The organism is Natronolimnohabitans innermongolicus JCM 12255 (assembly GCF_000337215.1).
In the GTDB taxonomy this organism is placed as follows: Archaea; Halobacteriota; Halobacteria; order Halobacteriales; family Natrialbaceae; genus Natronolimnohabitans; species Natronolimnohabitans innermongolicus.
The window spans coordinates 22,692-40,824 of the sequence record NZ_AOHZ01000080.1 but is presented as its reverse complement, the minus strand read 5'-3'; the positions used below and the strand labels follow the sequence as shown (position 1 = coordinate 40,824).

At 62.0% G+C, this 18,133-nt stretch carries 14 protein-coding genes; 10 read left to right on the top strand and 4 right to left on the bottom strand.

Features of this window, described 5'->3' with window-relative positions:
• The first annotated feature begins 387 nt into the window (after positions 1-387).
• Both C493_RS16540 and C493_RS16535 read left to right on the top strand, forming a co-directional pair.
• A complete protein-coding gene (locus tag C493_RS16540) occupies positions 388-2,346 on the top strand; it encodes a 3-hydroxyacyl-CoA dehydrogenase/enoyl-CoA hydratase family protein (RefSeq protein WP_007260624.1) in 1,959 nt (652 codons plus the stop codon).
• Between the two features lie 4 nt (positions 2,347-2,350).
• Positions 2,351-2,785: a PaaI family thioesterase gene (locus C493_RS16535; protein ID WP_007260623.1), complete on the top strand. Its 435-nt coding sequence runs from the start codon at positions 2,351-2,353 to the stop codon at positions 2,783-2,785.
• A gap of 43 nt (positions 2,786-2,828) precedes the next feature.
• Here the strand turns inward: C493_RS16535 and C493_RS16530 are convergent, their stop codons facing one another.
• On the bottom strand, positions 2,829-3,344 hold the full coding sequence (locus C493_RS16530) for an Lrp/AsnC family transcriptional regulator (RefSeq protein WP_007260622.1): 516 nt from the start codon (positions 3,342-3,344) through the stop codon (positions 2,829-2,831).
• 591 nt (positions 3,345-3,935) lie between these two features.
• Here C493_RS16530 and C493_RS22795 point away from each other — a divergent pair.
• Positions 3,936-4,772: a hypothetical protein gene (locus C493_RS22795; protein WP_152421187.1), complete on the top strand. Its 837-nt coding sequence runs from the start codon at positions 3,936-3,938 to the stop codon at positions 4,770-4,772.
• Between the two features lie 200 nt (positions 4,773-4,972).
• Here C493_RS22795 and C493_RS16525 read toward each other — a convergent pair whose 3' ends face one another.
• Entirely contained in the window at positions 4,973-7,828 is a 2,856-nt protein-coding gene (locus C493_RS16525) for an ATP-dependent helicase (RefSeq protein ID WP_007260621.1), read from the bottom strand.
• A gap of 215 nt (positions 7,829-8,043) precedes the next feature.
• Here C493_RS16525 and C493_RS16520 point away from each other — a divergent pair, with 215 nt between their 5' ends.
• From C493_RS16520 to C493_RS16500, 5 genes are all read left to right on the top strand, one after another.
• Positions 8,044-8,958, top strand: coding sequence for a hypothetical protein (locus tag C493_RS16520; protein WP_007260620.1), 915 nt, complete (start codon positions 8,044-8,046; stop codon positions 8,956-8,958).
• 103 nt (positions 8,959-9,061) lie between these two features.
• Positions 9,062-9,796: an MBL fold metallo-hydrolase gene (locus C493_RS16515; protein WP_007260619.1), complete on the top strand. Its 735-nt coding sequence runs from the start codon at positions 9,062-9,064 to the stop codon at positions 9,794-9,796.
• Between the two features lie 571 nt (positions 9,797-10,367).
• Complete coding sequence (locus C493_RS16510; protein ID WP_049889432.1) at positions 10,368-13,568, top strand: MMPL family transporter; 3,201 nt, start codon at positions 10,368-10,370, stop codon at positions 13,566-13,568.
• Positions 13,565-14,326: a TrmB family transcriptional regulator gene (locus C493_RS16505; protein ID WP_007260617.1), complete on the top strand. Its 762-nt coding sequence runs from the start codon at positions 13,565-13,567 to the stop codon at positions 14,324-14,326. Before C493_RS16510 ends, C493_RS16505 begins: the two co-directional genes overlap by 4 nt.
• A gap of 134 nt (positions 14,327-14,460) precedes the next feature.
• Positions 14,461-15,720: an outer membrane protein assembly factor BamB family protein gene (locus tag C493_RS16500; RefSeq protein ID WP_007260616.1), complete on the top strand. Its 1,260-nt coding sequence runs from the start codon at positions 14,461-14,463 to the stop codon at positions 15,718-15,720.
• 40 nt (positions 15,721-15,760) lie between these two features.
• Here the strand turns inward: C493_RS16500 and C493_RS16495 are convergent, their stop codons facing one another.
• Together C493_RS16495 and C493_RS16490 are read right to left on the bottom strand one after the other, a co-directional pair.
• Positions 15,761-16,828, bottom strand: a complete 1,068-nt coding sequence (locus tag C493_RS16495; RefSeq protein ID WP_007260615.1) for an mRNA surveillance protein pelota — start codon at positions 16,826-16,828, stop codon at positions 15,761-15,763.
• A 315-nt stretch (positions 16,829-17,143) separates the two neighbouring features.
• Positions 17,144-17,407, bottom strand: a complete 264-nt coding sequence (locus C493_RS16490) for a hypothetical protein (RefSeq protein WP_007260614.1) — start codon at positions 17,405-17,407, stop codon at positions 17,144-17,146.
• 151 nt (positions 17,408-17,558) lie between these two features.
• Here C493_RS16490 and C493_RS23150 point away from each other — a divergent pair, with 151 nt between their 5' ends.
• Both C493_RS23150 and C493_RS16485 read left to right on the top strand, forming a co-directional pair.
• Positions 17,559-17,732, top strand: a complete 174-nt coding sequence (locus C493_RS23150) for a hypothetical protein (RefSeq protein ID WP_161606912.1) — start codon at positions 17,559-17,561, stop codon at positions 17,730-17,732.
• Positions 17,729-18,064, top strand: a complete 336-nt coding sequence (locus tag C493_RS16485) for a hypothetical protein (RefSeq protein ID WP_007260613.1) — start codon at positions 17,729-17,731, stop codon at positions 18,062-18,064. The genes C493_RS23150 and C493_RS16485 overlap by 4 nt, the downstream gene beginning before the upstream one ends.
• The last annotated feature ends 69 nt before the right edge of the window (positions 18,065-18,133 follow it).

The following is an 18,133-nucleotide window of genomic DNA, read 5'->3' as shown; positions in this document are numbered from 1 at the left end:
TTCATCATCAACATGTGCGAGAGAAGTGTATGTGAAACTATTGTTTGACGTTGGAGACTCGGGCCTGCTGTCTCTCGTGGAGTGTGTAAGTCGCGCGGATCATGCGCCGTTCGATCGAACGACGGACCGCAGTCAGTCGATCGCAGACCGTTTTCGGATCGTCGGTCTCGAGTTGGACCTGCTCGAGCGACCGCACCGCGCTTTCGGCGTGCTGAACCGCGATATCGTGACGACGGGGAGTCCACGCTCTCCCCGCTCGAGTCCCCGATTACCGACGTTCGTCGAACCTTAGAAACGTCGTACACCGCGAACAACCGGAAACAACGTGCTTAACATTGCTAAGTCGGTGTCGGTGGTATTAAGACCGTCCCGGTAGAGCATCCGACCATGTCACTCGACAGCATCGACCGCGTCGCCGTACTGGGCGCGGGGAACATGGGGCACGGAATCACGGAAGTGACCGCGATGGGCGGCTACGATGTCACGATGCGTGACATCAAAGACGAGTTCGTCGAGGACGGCTACGAGTCGATCGCCTGGAGCCTCGAGAAACTCGAGGAGAAGGAACTGATCGACGAGACGGCCGACGAGGTCCTCGACCGGATCGACATCACGACCGACCTCGAGGAGGCCGTCGCCGACGCCGACCTCGTCATCGAGGCCGCACCCGAGAACCTCGAGCTGAAACACGACATCTTCAGCGACCTGGAGGAGTACTGCGACGAGGACACGCTGCTCGCGACGAACACCTCGAGTCTCCCGATTACGGACATCGCGGAGGTCGTCGACACCTCCGAGCGCGTCCTCGGCCTGCACTTTTTCAACCCGCCAGTCAAGATGGACCTCGTCGAGGTCATCTACGGCGAGGACACGAGCGACGAGGCGGCCGAAGCCGGCTACGAGTGGGTCGAGTCGGTCGGCAAGACGCCGATCTACGTCCGCAAGGACGTCCGCGGCTTCGTCGTCAACACCATCGTCGGACCCTTCGGCGGCGAGCCCGCGTTCATGGTCTCGGAAGGCGAGGCGACCATCCGCGGAGCCGACGCCACCATGTCCCACGAGCGCGGCTACCCGATGGGGCCGTTCGAACTCGCCGACCTGACCGGCATCGACGTGGGCTATCACGTCCGCAAGGAGGGTGGCAGCCCGATCCCGCCGATTACCGAGGAGAAAGTCGAGGCCGAGGAACTCGGCCAGAAGACCGGCAAGGGCTTTTACGACTACGAGGACGGCGACGGCGCCGACTACCAGCCCGACGACGCCGGCGACTTCGACTGGCTGCGCGTCGAAGCGCGGATGGCCAACCGCGCCGCGTTCCTCGTCGGCGAGGGCGTCGCCAAACCCGAAGAAGTCGACACCGGCGTCCAGCTCGGACTCGGCTTCCCGGAGGGTATCTGCCGCCGAGCCGACAAAATCGGCCTCGATGAAATCCTCGAGAAACTCGAGACGCTACAGGAGGAGACCGGCGCCGACCGCTTCGAGCCTCACCCGTACCTCGTCGAACTCGTCGAGGAGGGCAAGACCGGCGAGGACGCCGGCGACGGCTTCTACGAGTACGACGCCGACGACGGCGATCTCGACTCCTACCACAACCTGAACGTGGAACTCGAGGACGGCGTCCTGCAGGTCGAACTCGATCGCCCCTCGCGGATGAACGCCCTCTCGGGAGAACTGCTCGAGGAGATCGACGACCTGTTCTCGACGGTCGACACCGACGAGGTCCGCTGTGCGACCATCGAGGGCGCCGGCGACCGCGCCTTCTCCGCCGGCGCCGACGTCACCAGCTTCTCGGGTGCCGACCCGACTGACCTGATGGACGTCACGCCCGCCTTCGAGACGGTCAACGACTTCGAGCGCCCCGTCCTCGCGAAGATCGACGGCTTCTGTCTGGGCGGCGGCCTCGAACTCGCGCTGGCCTGTGACCTCCGGATCGCGACCCAGCGGTCCTCCTTCGGCGCCCCCGAGATCGACCTCGGCCTGATCCCCGGCGGCGGCGGCACCCAGCGCCTGCTTCGCGTCCTCGGCGAGACCCGCGCCAAGGAACTCGTCTTCCGCGGCGAACACATCGACGCCGACCGCGCCCAGGACTGGGGGCTGATCAACCGCGCCGTCGACCGCGAGGAGTTCGACGACACCGTCGAGGAGTTCGTCTCCGACCTGCGCAACGGCCCGCCGATCGGCCTCAAGGTCGCCAAGAAGGTCATGAACCAGGGCGAAGACGCCAGCCTCGAGGCCGCCATCGCGATGGAGAGCCAGGGCTTCGGTCTGCTCTCGAGCACCGACGACGTGATGGAAGGCGCCATGGCCTTCGCCGAGGACCGCGACCCCGAGTTCGAAGGGGAGTGATCCGATGACGGACCCCGAATCAGCGACCGACTGGCCCGAGTGGACGTCGTTCGTCGAGCAACACGGCTACCTCTCGTGGCTCGATATCGGGGTCGAACGACTCGAGGAAGGACACGCCGTCATCGAGATCGAGCGCAACGAGGAGTTCGAGAATCCGATCGGCAACGAGGGGTACGATCCCGTCCACGGCGGGATCGTCGCGACGCTGATCGACACCTCGAGTGCGTTCGCGCTCAGAACGACGTTCGACGATCCGAAGTCTGCTCGCCTGACGACGACGGATCTCAACGTCTCGTATCTCCGACCGGCGATCGGCGACCTCCGAGCCGACGCCGAGGTCGTCCGCGCCGGCAGTACGACCGGCGTCACCGAGGTCTCCGTGGTCGGCGACGCCGGCGAGGCGGCCGTCGGCCGGACGACCTATCGGTTGTTCCGTTAGTAGCGGCGTTCGGATCCACACCGGGGACGGAGCCCGGTTTCGTTCACTCTTTGCCGAGATCCTCGTAAATCTGCGGATCGGTCTGGAACTTGAGAACGTTGTGGACCGCGGAGTTCCGGATGTTCGCGATGACGCTCCCGTACTCCTTGTAACAGTCGTGGATCCACCGCGAGATGTCCTGTCGGTCCCGGAACATCATCACCGTCTTCCACTGGTACTCCCCGTCGGAGAGGAAGAAAAACAGAGTGTGTTTGTCCGCTTTGATGTGCTCCATGGCCTCGCGCCAGCCCTCCTCGAAGTGTTCGGTGTTGAACTTGAATTCGAACAGCGCGAACGTGTAGTACTCCTCGTTCGGGATGATCGCCTCGCGGAAGACGCCCTCGTCGCGCATCCGTCGGATCGACTCGCTGACGGTGACGTGCGAGACGTCGATGCCGTACTCCGACTCGAGGACGGTCGTCAACTCCCGCGAGGAGAGTTGCGGATCCTTCGAGAGCTCACAGAGAATGGCGATATCGCGGTCCTTGAAGTCCCAGTTCGGCTGTTTGTCGTCAGTCATGATTGCATTCGGTCTCGTAATCGGATTTGGTCAATGTTCTAATATATGTTGGTTTTGGTGAGCTCAACCCAAGAACTTGTGAGATGAGCGTCCGTAACGGCCCGGTTGGTCGCCGGGAATTCGGTGGTAGACCTTCAACAGCAGTGTAAGCGTAGTGCTGTCGAGAACGATAGCCAGTCGCTCGGCGTATTCGTAGGGCTACATCACGTCGGCCTCTCCCTCCGGCAGCAGTACCGTGGCATTGACCCTCCTGTAATTGACCTCCATCCTGTAATTCTTCTTCGTCGGTCTCTGTTTTATGATCGACCATATCTAAACATCTCTGGTCCCAAGCGTGGTCATTGGCCACCGTGCTCGGTTTCCAGCGCGAGTTTGTGTCTTGTGCCCATCCGTCGATATTGGGGGCATGCTCCAAGATTCGTTTCCAACATAAAATTTGTTTGGGATATTTCTGCCAGCGTTAATACGCTTGAAGCTTGTACATAGACTTCATTTTAGTTAGGTTCGCATAATATACACTATGAGATTGTGATTCGACAAATAATATATTGAACGAAGGATTTAATATAGATAATATTAACTGATTAGCATATGAGGTATAGAAGATCAGTATTGAAAGGAATAGGTACAGGACTAGCTATAGCAAATCTGTCGCAAGTCGGTGCAGCGACGAACACATCACCCTCTGAAGAGATAGTAAACAGGACAGAGAAATTGCTCCGGCAGGGGGAGACTGAAAAGGCACTACGAATGATGGATGAAAATGACATTGATTATATTCATGATAATGTTGAACGCCCTATAGATCCAGAATCGGTATCGAATGGTAACGAAACTGTAGTGTCCCCTAACCGCTATGATAAATCATCAGCACAATTTAACTTCACCGTTGGTAGTCGGGCTAGTGGTGAAAATCACTATACCATAACATTATACTGGGAATTAGAAAACGCATTTGAATTCACGTACTCGCTAGGTCCAGAGGATATCGTTGTACTTGCATTCGAAGATAATATATTCGGCCCAATTGATGACGGCATTAATATACGAGTTGTTCATGAATGGACAGAGGTTGGTTGGCCAGCGGACCCAATGGAAGAAGAAGCATCAACAGAAATCATAAACGAACCTATTACGGGGCCAGAATTCGATAATGCTGTAGTTGCTAAAATTGACGTAGCAGAACCCTACCCGGGCTGGGAGGACGGTACACATCCAACCAAAACGTGGGGATCCATTCAGTGTGCTATTCGACGACAAAAAGATGCAACTGGTCAAGTGAAAGGACTCTACGAACAGACTTATGGAAGACTTGGATCTGGTGAGTTTAACGTGATTGAGGACATCTCTCTTGGTTCTGGGCCTGTTTCTATTGACCTTCCAACAGGTGTGTCGAGTTGGAACGAAGACTTTAGTGAGGACGTATGATATTATTTGAACATGGATCGTGATAGAATCGAGATACAGGCGTCAGTTATAATTATACTATTGTCTTTCCTGACAATTAACAGCGTTTCCAGTCAAGTCGCAGATATTGTTCAAGACGGGATGTTTTTATCATCTATAATTGCTTTTCTATATTCTATATATGTATTACTTGACTCGCGTTAACTATACTTTATAATCATTCAGTTCAGCTTTTCACTATTCAGCTCAAAGAGTTTCTCCTCGCCGATCTCCTCGAGGACGTGCTCGTGAAACGCCTGCAACGCCGCGCTCTCGTCCTCCGCGAGGACGACGTCGCTGGCTGACAGCGTCGCCAGTCCGAACGCCCGCGGCGTCGGCGAGTCGAGCAGTTGGCGTTCGACCTCCAGGTCGCCGGCGTCGATGTCGTCGACGACGGCGGCGAGTTCGGCGACGTTGAGCTTGTCCTCCAGAATCTCGCGGTAGGTTTCTTCGATGACGGCGAACGCCTCGAGATCCTCCGCGAAGCCGAGTAGCATCTCGCTCGAGACCTGCTGTTCGCTGGCGGACTTCTCGTAGCCCTTGTACCGTTTGAGGATCATCAGCGAGCGCGTCGCGTTGATCCGGAAGTACCGCTGGAGCAGGTCGGTTCCGGATATTGCGGCCCGCAGGTCCTCGCGAACGGCGTCGGCGGAGAGGTCATCGACGATTCCCTCGAGGTCGACCTTCCGATTCAGCGGCATCGAGAGCACGAAGCCGTTGTCGGCGACGGCGACGCGAACGTTGGCGGTCGCCTCCTGGGCGCAGCGATAGGCGAGCAGCCTGGAGAATCCGTCGTTGAACTTCCGGCCGTACGCCGAGTGGACGTAGTAGTGGCGTTCGTACTCCTCGCGGTCGCGGACGACCTCGATCGCGAGCCGGTCCGGCGTGCTGACGCTCTCGACGCCCGCGTACCGCAGCTGGTGTTCGAACAGGCGAGCGGTCGCGCGCACGCTGTCGTCGTCCAGGGGGAACTCCCGGAGCCACGCGCGGACCCGCGGCGGGCCGCCCGCGTCGTAGCGCTCGAGCAGTTCGTCCTGGAACGCGAGGATCTCGCGCCCGAGGTCGTACGAAAGCGGCAGCCGTTCGGAGTACCACGAGGGGACGGTCGGGCGCGCGCTGGTGCGGTCGACGTACACCTTCGATCCCCGACGGTAGCGGTACTCGAAGTGGTCGCCCCCGAGGACGAAGACGTCGCCCTTCTCGAGCGTGTCGAGGTAGTTCTCGTCGAGTTGGCCGACCCAGTCGCTGTCCGCGCGGGTGTAGACGTCGCAGGTGAACGAGTCCGGGATGGTGCCGATGTTGGTCATGTAGATCACCCGCGCCAGCCGGCCGCGCTTGCCGACCAAGGGCTCGCCGACGGGGTGTTCCTCGTAGTGGTGTTCGCCGTCGGGCGGATCGTTCTCGTCGCGCCAGATCTTGGCGTAGACGTTTTTCTCCTCCAGACCGGCGTACTCGGCCGTGAGATACCGACAGAGCGACTCCCACTCCTCGTCCGTGTAGTTCCGGTAGGGGTAGGCTCGCCGGAGGGTTCCGAGCACCTCGGACTCGGGACGGATCTCCGCGATAGCCATCCCGTAGACGTGCTGGGCCGCGACGTCCTGGGCGTTTTCCGGGATCGACACGGAGTCGACGAACCCCTCCTCGGCCTTCTTCAGCATGACGGCACACTCGAGCAACTCGTCTCGGTCGAGGGCGATCACGCGCCCCGTGACGGTTTGTCCGACGCGGTGGCCGGCACGGCCGACCCGCTGGAGAAGAGCGGCGACGGACTTCGGTGAGCCGACTTGCACCACGAGATCGACGTGGGGCATGTCGATCCCCAACTCGAGGCTGGTCGAGGAGGTAACGACGTCCAGCTCGCCCGATTTGAGCCGGCGCTCGATATCGTGGCGGACGTCCTTCGAGAGGCTGCCGTGGTGACAGCCCGAGTTCGCCTCGTCGTAGGCCCCGAAGCGCTCGCGGAGGTTGTGCAGGACCCGCTCGGCGCCCGAGCGCGTGTTGGTGAAGACGATCGTGTTGGTGTGGTTCTGGACGTGGTCGTGGAGCATCCGGTAGAACCGCTCCTGGACGACCTCGCGGGGCGTGTTGATCAGGTCGTCGGTCGGACACTCGAGTTCGAGATCGAACTCGCGGGCGAAGCGGGCGTCGACGATCTCGTAGTCGCGCGGTTCGGCGTCCGGTTGGCCGTCCGATTCGTCGCGCTCCCGCGGATCGCTTTTCCCCCCGTTCGAGGCGCTCGAGTCGCTCGAGGCGCTGGGCGCCTCACAGCCCACCAGAAACTCCGCAACCTGCGACAGCGGCTCGATCGTCGCCGAACAGCCGATACGGGTGATCTCGTGGTCGACCATCGCCTCGAGTCGCTCGAGGCTCACCGACAGATGCGTCCCCCGTTTGCCGGCCGCAAGCGAGTGGATCTCGTCGACGATGACGTACTCGACGGTGCGAAGCTTCTCGCGGAACTTCGGCGAATTGAGGAGGATCGCCAGGGTTTCGGGCGTCGTATTCAGGATGTGGGGCGTCTCCTCGAGCATCTTCTGGCGCTCGCTCGAGGGCGTGTCGCCGTGGCGGATCGCGTGGCGGATTTCGCCCATCTGTTCGTCCCCGTCTCGGTCCGCGACGATTGACTCGATCCCCTCGAGGGGGACCTCGAGATTCCGATGAATGTCGTTGGCCAGCGACTTCAGCGGCGAGACGTAGAGGCAGTAGACGGCGTTCTCGAGGCCATCGTCGGCGTCGCGGTCGCGTCGGTACAAATGGTTGATTATTGAAAGGAACGAGGACATGGTCTTGCCCGACCCGGTCGGCGCACAGACCAGCGTGTTCTCTCCCCGGTGGATCTTCGGGATCGCCCCGCGCTGTGGCGGGGTGAAGAACCCCTCGTTCTCGGGGACGAACTCGCCGAATTCCTCGAGCCACCACTCCTGAACCGCGGGCTCGAGGACGCCGAAGACGTCCCGGTCCTCGATGGTGATCGACGACGGATCGAACGGCAGGTCGGCGTCGTCGATCGGCAACTCGAGGTCGTCGCTCCCGCTCATTGCGGTCGACTCGGGGGGCGTCGGATAAGAGGGTTTGCCCACCGGGGCGAAAGTGAACGCCGGACCGAGAGTCAGCGATCGAGTTCGACGGCACCGGAACGCAAGCATTCGCAGGGTCCCCGTATATGTCTATCACCGGCGACGAACAGAACCGACGCACGGCTCGGCGGCAGGTTGCTCCGTTCGAGCCGCCCCCGCGCGACTTACGGAAATCTATGTCACGACTCACACGACGACAACTGCTGTGTGGCGCGTCGCTTTCGGCGCTCGTCGGCGGACTCTCGATCACGGCGTGGAAGCGTCGGTTCGACTCGACGGCCGACGCCGAAAGCGACGGGAGAGCCGGCTTCGCTCCCGCAACCGACGGGTTCGGCTTCGACAACTTCTCGACGCCGCCCGTCGTCCCGGATCCCGTCGAGTTCGTCGATCGAAGCGAACTACGAACTCGGCTGCTGTCCGACTGGGACGGCCCGCTGGGAATGGCGTCGGGGATTTCGATGACCGGCAGCCTCGAGCGGCGGGTCCGCTCGATCGCAGACGAACTCTACGGGAACGCGACGCGGCTGTTCGGCACCGAGGGCTACTGCTACGGCATGGCCGCGACAGCCCAGCAGTACTTCGAGGAACCCGATTCCATGCCGGTCGACCGCGAGTCGGCGAGCGAGATCGAGCACGTGAACGAACCGCTCGAGGACGGCGACTCGAGACCGGTCCGGGAGGACATCGAGCGCCTCCATCGGCGCCAGTTCACCGAGATCGACTCGTGGCTCAACCGGTGGCCGCTCCTGCGTCCGGGATGGATCGATTATCAGGCGCAGGAGCGCGAGCTCCGGGACGCACTCGACGACTACGGATCCGCGGGACTGACGATCACCGGCGACGACGTTCTCAGGGGCCACTACGTGCTCGCGTACGACTACGACGTCGACGACACCGGCGTCACGTTCGCCGTCTACGATCCGAACGACTCCGCCGACGAATACGCGGGTAGCAACGACGGACACACCGTCGGCGTCGAGACGACCGGCTCGAGCTACGAACCGCGAATGGACGCGTACGAAGGGACGTACGATCGGTTCCTGTTCACGTCGACGGATCGAACGATCCGTGCCGACGTCGTGTCGGCGTGAATCGAACGGCGATCGCGGCCGGGGAACGCGGCGGGTCGAACCTCGGCCGCCACCGTCGTCGAAGAAGACTACGCTTATCGGACGGGCCGTTGGAGACGTCGGTATGCGTATCACGTTCCTTGGAAGCGGCAGCGCGATGCCGACCGGCGAACGGTTCCAGACCGGAATCCTCGTCCAGGAAGACGGACGAACGCTGCTCGTCGACTGCGGCTCTGGCGTGTTACACCGCCTCCAGCAGTCCGGCGTCGGCTACGAGAACGTCTCGACCGTACTGTTGACCCACCACCATCTGGACCACATCGCCGATCTGCTCCCGCTGATGAAGGCCCGCTGGCTCGCCGGCGAGGAACACCTCGAGATCGTCGGGCCGCAGGGAACGAAATCGCTGATCGACGACCTGCTGTCTGTCCACGAGTACATGCAGGGTAAACTCGAGTTACAGGTTCGGGAGGTCGTTCCCGGCGAGTTCTCCGTGGCGGGCTTCGACGTTTCGGCCTACGAGACGCGCCACTCGCTGCCGTGTCTGGCTTACCGATTCGGCGATCTGTTCACGTTCAGCGGCGACAGCGAGGCCTTCGCCGGACTGGCGAACTTCGCCGACGGGTCGGCGATCCTGGCCCACGACTGTTCGTTCCCCGACGACGTCGACGTCTCGAACCATCCCACCCCCGAAACGCTCGGTCGAGAACTCGCCGGGCGCGAAATCGGTCGGGTCTACCTCACCCACCTCTACCCGCACACTGACGGCCGCCACGACGAGATGCTCGAGTCGATCGAGCGCCACTACGACGGCGACGTACGGCTCGCGGAGGATCTCAAAACCGTCTCGGTCGAGTGAGCGGCGACGGCGGTGACGGACGGCGGTGACGGACGACGGTGACGGACGGCGGTGACGGACGACGGTGACGGACGACGGTGACGGACGGCGGTGACGGACGACGGTGACGGACGACGGTGACGGACGACGGTGACGGACGGCGGTGACGGACGGCGGTGACGGACGACGGTGACGGACGGCGGTGACGGACGACGGTGACGGACGGCGGTGACGGACGACGGTGACGGACGACGGTGACGGACGGCGGTGACGGCAGTGACAGCAGTGACGGACGACGGTAGCGGAGACGGAGACTGCTTTTGAGGGCGGCGCGCGTGCTCGGTGGAGGACCATGCGCCACGACATCGGTACTGGCGACGCCCTCCGCCGAAACCGCGGGAACGCCTTTGTCTCCGTGCAGTCGCGTTTCCGTCCGATTCGGCAACCAGACTGTCTGCGACGTTACGATTGTCATGTGAAATATTATCAATATGATACGCCGATCCGAACAAGTATATACTCCGAGTTTGTAGGATCGTAACAACAGAATGGTCCCCAGTAGTCAGACGGCTGAATTAGGAGGTGTGAGTTGATGAGTCTCCCAACTCGCATTGCTGGTGCAGTAGCCAACCACTCGCGCGTCGTCATCGTCTCCTTGCTTTTGCTGACCGCACTCGCCGGAGCAGGGATGCCGATGCTCGACGACGACTCGTCGCTCGATCAGTTCGAGACCGATTCTGACGCCGCAGAGGCGCTCGAGGACATCGACGAGCGGTTCGTCGTCGACGACGACGAGAATACCACGTCGGTACAGCTGATAGTCAGGGGTGAAGACGAGAACGTCCTGACACAGGAGTCGCTGCTCAACTCGCTCGAGCTCCAACAGGAGATACGCGCTAACGAGTCGGTCAACAGTACGCTCGTCGAGGACGACGCGATCACCGGCGTCGAGAACATCGTCGCGATCACGGCGGTCACGAACGAACAGGTCGCGGACCTCGAAGCCCAGGGTGCCGAGCTCGAAGAACGCGGTGCGGAGATCGAACAACGCGGTGCGGAACTCGAGGAAGACGGCGCCGAACTCGAACAACGCGAGGAAGAACTCGAGACCAGAACTGCAACCCTAGAAGAGGGACTCGATGAGAGCCTCGCCCTGCAGCGACAGGGGGCCACCGAAGCGGAGATCGACGCCACGATCGAAGAGACCGCTGCCGCCGCCGAACTCGACGACGAGCAGGCTGCGGAGTACGGCGAACTGGTCGGACAGGCGCTCGAAATCGACGCTCAACTCGCCGCACTCGAGGAGGAACTCGACGACCCCGAAGCTGACGACGAGTATCAGGCCCTCTCCGAGGAGCTCGAACAGGTTTCCGAGGGCGCGACCGTCGGTATCTTCGAAGCCGAGTTTACGCAACTCGAGGAAGACGCTGCCGAACTCGAGGAACGCGAGGAGGAACTCGAGGACGACCAGCAGGTACTCGAAGCAGATCAGGAAGCCCTCGAGGAACAACAGACGGAACTCGAGGAGGGAGATGACCAGCCCTCGCTCGACGAGCAGATCGAGACCCTCGAGGCACTCGGCGACGACGAGTTCGAGGAGGTGCTGACCGACACCCTGACCGAGGGTGAAAACGGCGACGCGCCGGCGCTGAACTTCATGCCATCAGATTACGAGCCGGGCTCGACCGAGGCCGAGACGCGGATGACGATGGTCACCCAGCAGATGGACGGCGAGGACATGATGGGTGGCGAGCTCGACGACACCCTCGAGAGCCAGCTCGATCTCCGCGACATCGCGAACGCGCAAGACGACGGCCAGGAGTACGTACTCTTCGGTATCGGCGTCATCACCGAGGAGATCGAGAACTCGATGGACGACAGCCTCGCGATCGTCGGACCGCTGGCGCTGTTGTTCGTCGTCATCGCCCTCTCGGTCGCCTACCGCGATCCGCTCGACATCGCGCTCGGCGTCGTCGGGATCATCGGCGTGTTGATCTGGACGTTCGGCTTCATGGGGTGGGCCGGGATCGCGTTCAATCAGATGATGATCGCGGTGCCCGTCCTGTTGATCGGGCTCTCGATCGACTACGCGATCCACGTTTTCATGCGCCATCGCGAGCAACGCGAAGCCGATGGCGTCACCAGCACGGTTCGCGGTTCGATGTCGATCGCGCTGGCCGGCGTCGGCGTCGCCCTCGTCTGGGTGACGGCGACGACCGCCATCGGATTCCTCTCGAATCTCGTCAGCCCCATCGGTCCGATCCGGGAGTTCGGCGTCGTCAGCTCCGTCGGGATTATCGCCGCGCTGATCATCTTCGGCGGCCTGATCCCCGCGCTCAAGATCGAGATCGACTCCGTCCTCGAGTCCCGCGGCTGGAGCCGCCGCAAGCGAGCGTTCGGGACCGGCGAAGGGCGGTTCACCAGTCTCCTCACGGTCGGCTCGACCGCGGCGCGTCGCATCCCGCTCGTGATCATCGTCGCCGCGTTGTTGCTGACCGCGGGCGGCGTCTACGGGGCGACGCAAGTCGACACCAGCTTCGAGGAGGAGGACTTCCTCGCGGAGAGCCCGCCGGCCTGGACGGAATACCTCCCCGGCGGCATGGCTCCCGGCGAGTATCAAGCAGCCGATAACCTCGAGTTCGTTAACGAGAACTTCCAGCGGGAAGACACGCAGACGCAGATCTTAGTCGAGGGAGATATAACAGACGACAGTACGTTACAACAGCTCTCGGACGCGCAAGACGAGGCCGCCGAGAAGGACGTCGTCTACACGCTGCCAAACGGCGAGGCGGACGTCGAAGGGCCGCTCTCGGTGATGGAAGAGACTGCAGCCGAAAACGAATCGTTCAACGAGACCTACCAGGCGTCGCTGAACGACGACGGCGTTCCAACTCAGAACATACAGCAATTGTACGACGAACTGTTCGAAGCGAACGAACAGGGTGCAAGCGCCGTCATCGACCGCACCGACGACGGCGAGTACGAGGCGATACTCCTGACCGTCGGCATTCAGGGCGGCGCCGAGTTCGACGACACGACCACTGAAGTGCGCGAGATCGCCGGCCTGATCGACGCCAGCGGCACCGGTGACGAGCGCAACCTCGATGCCGGCGATGGCGAACTGAACGCCATCGCGACCGGCGATCCGATCGTCAACCACATCGTCGAACAGGACCTGCTCGATACCGTCCTCACGAGTCTGATGGTCACGCTCGTGGCCGTCTTCGCCTTCCTGACGGCGGCCTACTGGCTGACCGGCAACAGCGCGACGCTCGGGACGGTGACGCTGCTCCCGGTCGCCTTCGCCGTGAGCTGGATCCTGGGAACGATGTACCTGCTCGACATGCCGTTCAACGTGCTAACGGGGATGATTACGAGCCTCACCATCGGTCTCGGGGTCGCCTACAGCATCCACGTCAGCGCCCGCTACTCACTCGAGTTAGAGCGACAGGGCAACGCCTGGTCGGCGATGCGGACGACCGTCACCGGAACCGGCGGCGCGTTGCTCGGCAGTGCGGCGACGACCGTCGGCGGCTTCGGGACGCTCGCCTTCGCGATCTTGCCGGCGCTCCAGCAGTTCGGGATCATCACCGGCCTGACGATCACCTACTCGTTCCTCGCGAGCGTGGTCGTCTTGCCGACGCTGTTGATCCTCTGGACCCGGTACTTCGGACCGGACGTCTCGTTCGACACGTCCGGCGTGACGTCCGGAACGCCGACCGCTGACGGCGGTGTCGCGACCGAAACGGACATGGGCAGCGACGAGAGAGAGTCCGACGGAGGGAACGAGTGACAGTAGACGAGAGCGAGGCCGTCGACGCGTTCGAGCGACTCGGATTGACCAGCTACGAGGCCAAAGTATTCATCGCCTTACATCGTCTGGGATCCGGAACCGCACGCGACGTCGCCAACGTCACCGACGTGCCCCGCTCGCAGGTCTACAGCGTCGCCGAGAGCTTGGAGGACCGCGGGCTACTCGAGGTCCAGCAGTCGAGTCCGATCCGGTATCGACCGGTCAGCCTCGACGAGGCACAAGAGACGCTCCGGAATCGATTCGAACGCGAACAGGAACGCGCGTTCGACTACGTCGACTCGGTCAAAGAAGAGCCGACGACCGAGGAGACCCAGGAAGACATCTGGACCGTCCGAAGCCGCGAGCGGATCGACAACCGCGTAGTTGATCTCCTCTCGCAGGCCGACGATCGGATCATCTTCGGGACACGACTGCCGGAGTTCGTCACCGATGCGATCGAGGAGACGATTCGCGAACGGGCCGCAGCCGGCGTTGGCGTCCTCATCATCAGCCGAACGGAGGCCGTTCGAGAGTCGTTCGAAGACATCGATGGCGTCGTCACCCAGACGCCGCCGGCCCGCCACAAGGACGACGACCGCTCGGGTCGGATCGCGGTCGTCGACGACGACAGCCTCCTGTTGAGCGTCGTCGACAACGACGGGAGCGAAACCGCGATCTGGAGCTCCGGCTCGCTGTTCGCCGACGTCCTGATCCAGCTGCTCGAGGCCAGCGACGACCTCGAGTCGACGCTCGGATAGCTCACGGGCGAGCGAACATCGCTTACGTCCGAACAGATAGATATTGCGTGCTAATTGAATTGATGAATGTGTTTAACTATGGATATTATCGAAATATAACAACACGTATAACCAGATAGTCGCTGCATTCGTCTATGAACCGACGACGATACCTGGCAGCGAGTGCGTCCGCCGTCGCACTCGCGGGCTGTCTCGGAGACGGAGAATCGGATGGAAACGAAAATGGAAACGGAAACGAGACCGAAAACGGCGAGTCGACGTCGGAAACCGACGAGGGAGACGAATCGAGCGGCGACTGGTTGTTTCCGGGTCATGATCTTGGTTCCTCACGCTACGCGTCGTACGAGACAAATCATGGCAGTGAACTGGTCACCGACTGGAAGTACGAGAGAGGTTGGGCACCAACCCACACCGCACTGGTAGTTGCCGATGGAACAGCGTACCGGGCCGGTAACAGGCTCGCAGCGATCGATTCTGACGGGGAGGTGCTATGGGAGGAGTCGTACGATGTCGATTCCCCGCTTGCACTGGTCGACGGTGAGTTGCTGTTTTTCAATGAGAACGACCGACTCTTTCGCCTCGATTCGGAGACGGGAGAACGCCTCGAGACGACCGATATCGGTATCACGAACCCTGACCGAACGGTGCTGACACCGGAGTCGATCTACGTTCTCGACAGCCAACTCGGTCGGAATGATACGATCCTCACCGCATACGAAACAGCGACCGGAGAGCAGCGGTGGCAGTATCCAGACGAGTACTCACAGACTGTCTCGCTGGTGCGACGCACCGACGAAACGATCGTTGTCGCCGCCGACGACGCCCTCGTTGCAATCGACGACGCGGCTGGCGACGTCGTGTGGAGGGTCGATACGCATGAGTGGCTTCCGGACGACGAAGACCGAAACTCCCACGGCCTGAATTCGATGGTCATTCGCGATACGACCGCATACGTGTCCGTTAGCCAGTATAATCGAGACAGTAGCGAGTACCAGCAGTCCGTGTGCGCGGTCGACCTCGAGGACGGAACATCGATCTGGCGGCGAGACGTCGAGTCCGGAAGCGTTGAAGCTGTAGACGACGAGCGTGTCTACGTCGTCGATGACGATCTGCTGACGGCATTCGACGCGACGTCCGGAGACGAACGGTGGGACGCGATCGGACGGGCCTGGATCGAATCGGTCACGGTTACTCAGGATGTCGTGTACTGTTACGATCGGGACGACCAACTCATAGCGTTCGGAACCGACGAGGGCGAGGAACTACTCTTCGAGTCGCGGCGTACCCGAACTCCGATGAGCGTAACGGACGACCTCGTCGTGGCGAACGAGACGGTATACGTCAACGGCGATGACCTAGTTGCGTTGCAGCCGTCGACGGAAACGGACCCGTAACTGAGGGTAACGACGGCCTCCCGTCGCTCGAGTCGCGGTCTCACTCGAGTCGGTACCGCAACAGCGCGGCGATGCCGCCGAGGTTCGCGAGTTGCTGGCCCGGCGGGAACTCGCTCGAGAAGACCGTCACGTCGCCGCCTTTCTGCTCGGCCGTACGGACGATGTCGTCGACATCGATCGCCCACTCGCCGTCGGGACCGCGCTCCTTCCGGAGTCGGTCGTCGAGAATCAACAGATGCTCGATCGCACCGAACTCGGCGGCCTGCTTGACTTCGTCGGGGCCGTAGGCGGCCTTGGCGCCCTCGGCGATACGCCGCGTGAGCTCGTCGATATACTCGGCCTCGCTCTCGATACGGGTCTCTTGCTGGACGTCAGCGACGGCCCCGCGTTTGAGTACCTCGTGAACTCCGCGGTCGCCGACGGCCGCCGCATCGACCATCGTGATCTGGTCGGTGATCTCGGGATGGTTCTGTTCGAAGTACTTGTAGGCGTCCTGTTTCGTAAAGCCGGGCCCGGCAAGGATGATCGCGTCGGCGTCCTGGCGCTCGAGCACCGTCCCGAGTTCGGCGAATAGCTCCGAGCGCCCGCGGGCGTACTCGCCTTTCCCGGTCGTGCCGGTAATCGTCGCGCGCTCTTCGGTGCCGTACTGAGCGACCGTGTGGACGTGAGCCTGCCCCTCTTCGACGGTCGCGATGGCGACGTCCGGGTTCTCGGTTGCTTCCTCGGCCTCCTCGAGTCGGGCCTCCTGATCCGGCTTGAACCGCTTTTCGATCGAGAGTTCGTCGCGCTCCTCGACGTTCAGGGTGTGGTGAAAGCCCAGCTGGTCTTCGCGCGAACAGGCGACGATCTCGCCGCCGACGCGCAGTCGGTTCGCGAACTTGTGGAACTCGATATCGTCGACGGCGATGGCGACCCACATGTGTTCGCGCTCGCCGCCCGTATCGCGCATCTGGTCGTCGTTGCGCTGGATTCGCCGGGTCGTATCGCCCGCGACGCGGTCGCCGGGCTCGAGGACGTACTGGAGGTGCCAGAGGTCGTCGACGCTCTCGGGGACGACGGTTACCCGTTCGCGCCCGCCCTCGACGTGCTCCCGGTCTTTGATCTGCATGGGCGTCGTTTTGCGCGGTACCGGTAAGTGGGCTGCGATCCCTCGAGTGACTGGCCGACACCTGTCTGTGAAGAGACGAACGGAGCACATTGGAAGAACTGAGGCCGCGGAAGAACGGAGGCCGTGGAAAGACGGAGTAGCCCTATTGCTCCCGTAGACGCGAGGAATCGCCGCGCCCTCCCCAACCGATTCACTCCCTCCCGGCGGTCGGTCGTTCATCCCTCGCGTGTCGTCGATGACGGACCTCACCGTCGTTCGGACCGCCGACAGCACGCGCCGTCGCCGTCGTCGGATGGGTAACACGAACGTCCGATATCAGTCCGTGAACTCCTCGAGCGTCTCCTTCGCCTTGTCGATCGTCGTGTCGAACGTCTCCTCGAGTTCTTCGACGGAGCGTTCGACGTAGCGGACCCGGTCGCGGGGGACGCGCCGGACGAGGTCGTTGCCGTCCTCGTCGGTGCCGTAGGCGAACAGCCAGTGATCCTGAAAGTACGCGATGTGGTCGTTCTCGACGGTCGCCTCCTCGAGGTCGCCGGTCGCCGTTTCGTAGACGATCGTCGCGGTGCCGAGTTCGGCCATACGAATGCGCCGACGGGCGCGGCCGTGGGCGCTGGCCCTGTGTCTGCAGGCTCCTGTCGCATACCGAATGCGGCTCGATATCTCTTCGCAACCGCCCGAAACGCCGTCGTGACACTCCGTTGACTCCAGTTGTCGGATTCGCTGCTCGTGCATGTCGGAGAATATAGCCGGTATCTCGGTCAGGTACGAGAACCCGGAGGAGACGGTCGTCCGGGCCGAGCGACTCGAGCGCGCCACTCGAGCGGTCTGGCGCGTCGTCATCACGTCGGTAAGCGTTGCCCGAGGCGACGGAGGGAGACCCGTGGGAGACGAATCGGGGGTATGACGATCGCAGTGCGAACGCTCGACGACGGCGCGTGGATCAGCGTCAACGACAGCCGTCAGGTCAGTGTGAGCGATGTCTGGACGCTCTCCCGGGGTGTCTTCTGTGACTGTGAACCCGCGTACGTCTTGCTCGAGGGGTTCTTCGACGTCGACGTTGACGGTTCCGTCGTCGCCGCCAGTACCGTTGGTCAATGTCTCGAGTGTGGAACCCGAGATTCGATCGATCGCCTTCCGGTCGGTCGGATGATCGACGGCAAATTCAGTCCGTACGACCCGGCGGGCGTCCAGTGGCTTCGCGAACCCGACGCCGAGCGCGACGGCGAGAGTTCGTGAGAGAAGTCAACACGGAAGGAAGGTGGCAAAGAAAGCCGGGACCCCCAAGCACCGGGGGAATCTGACGAG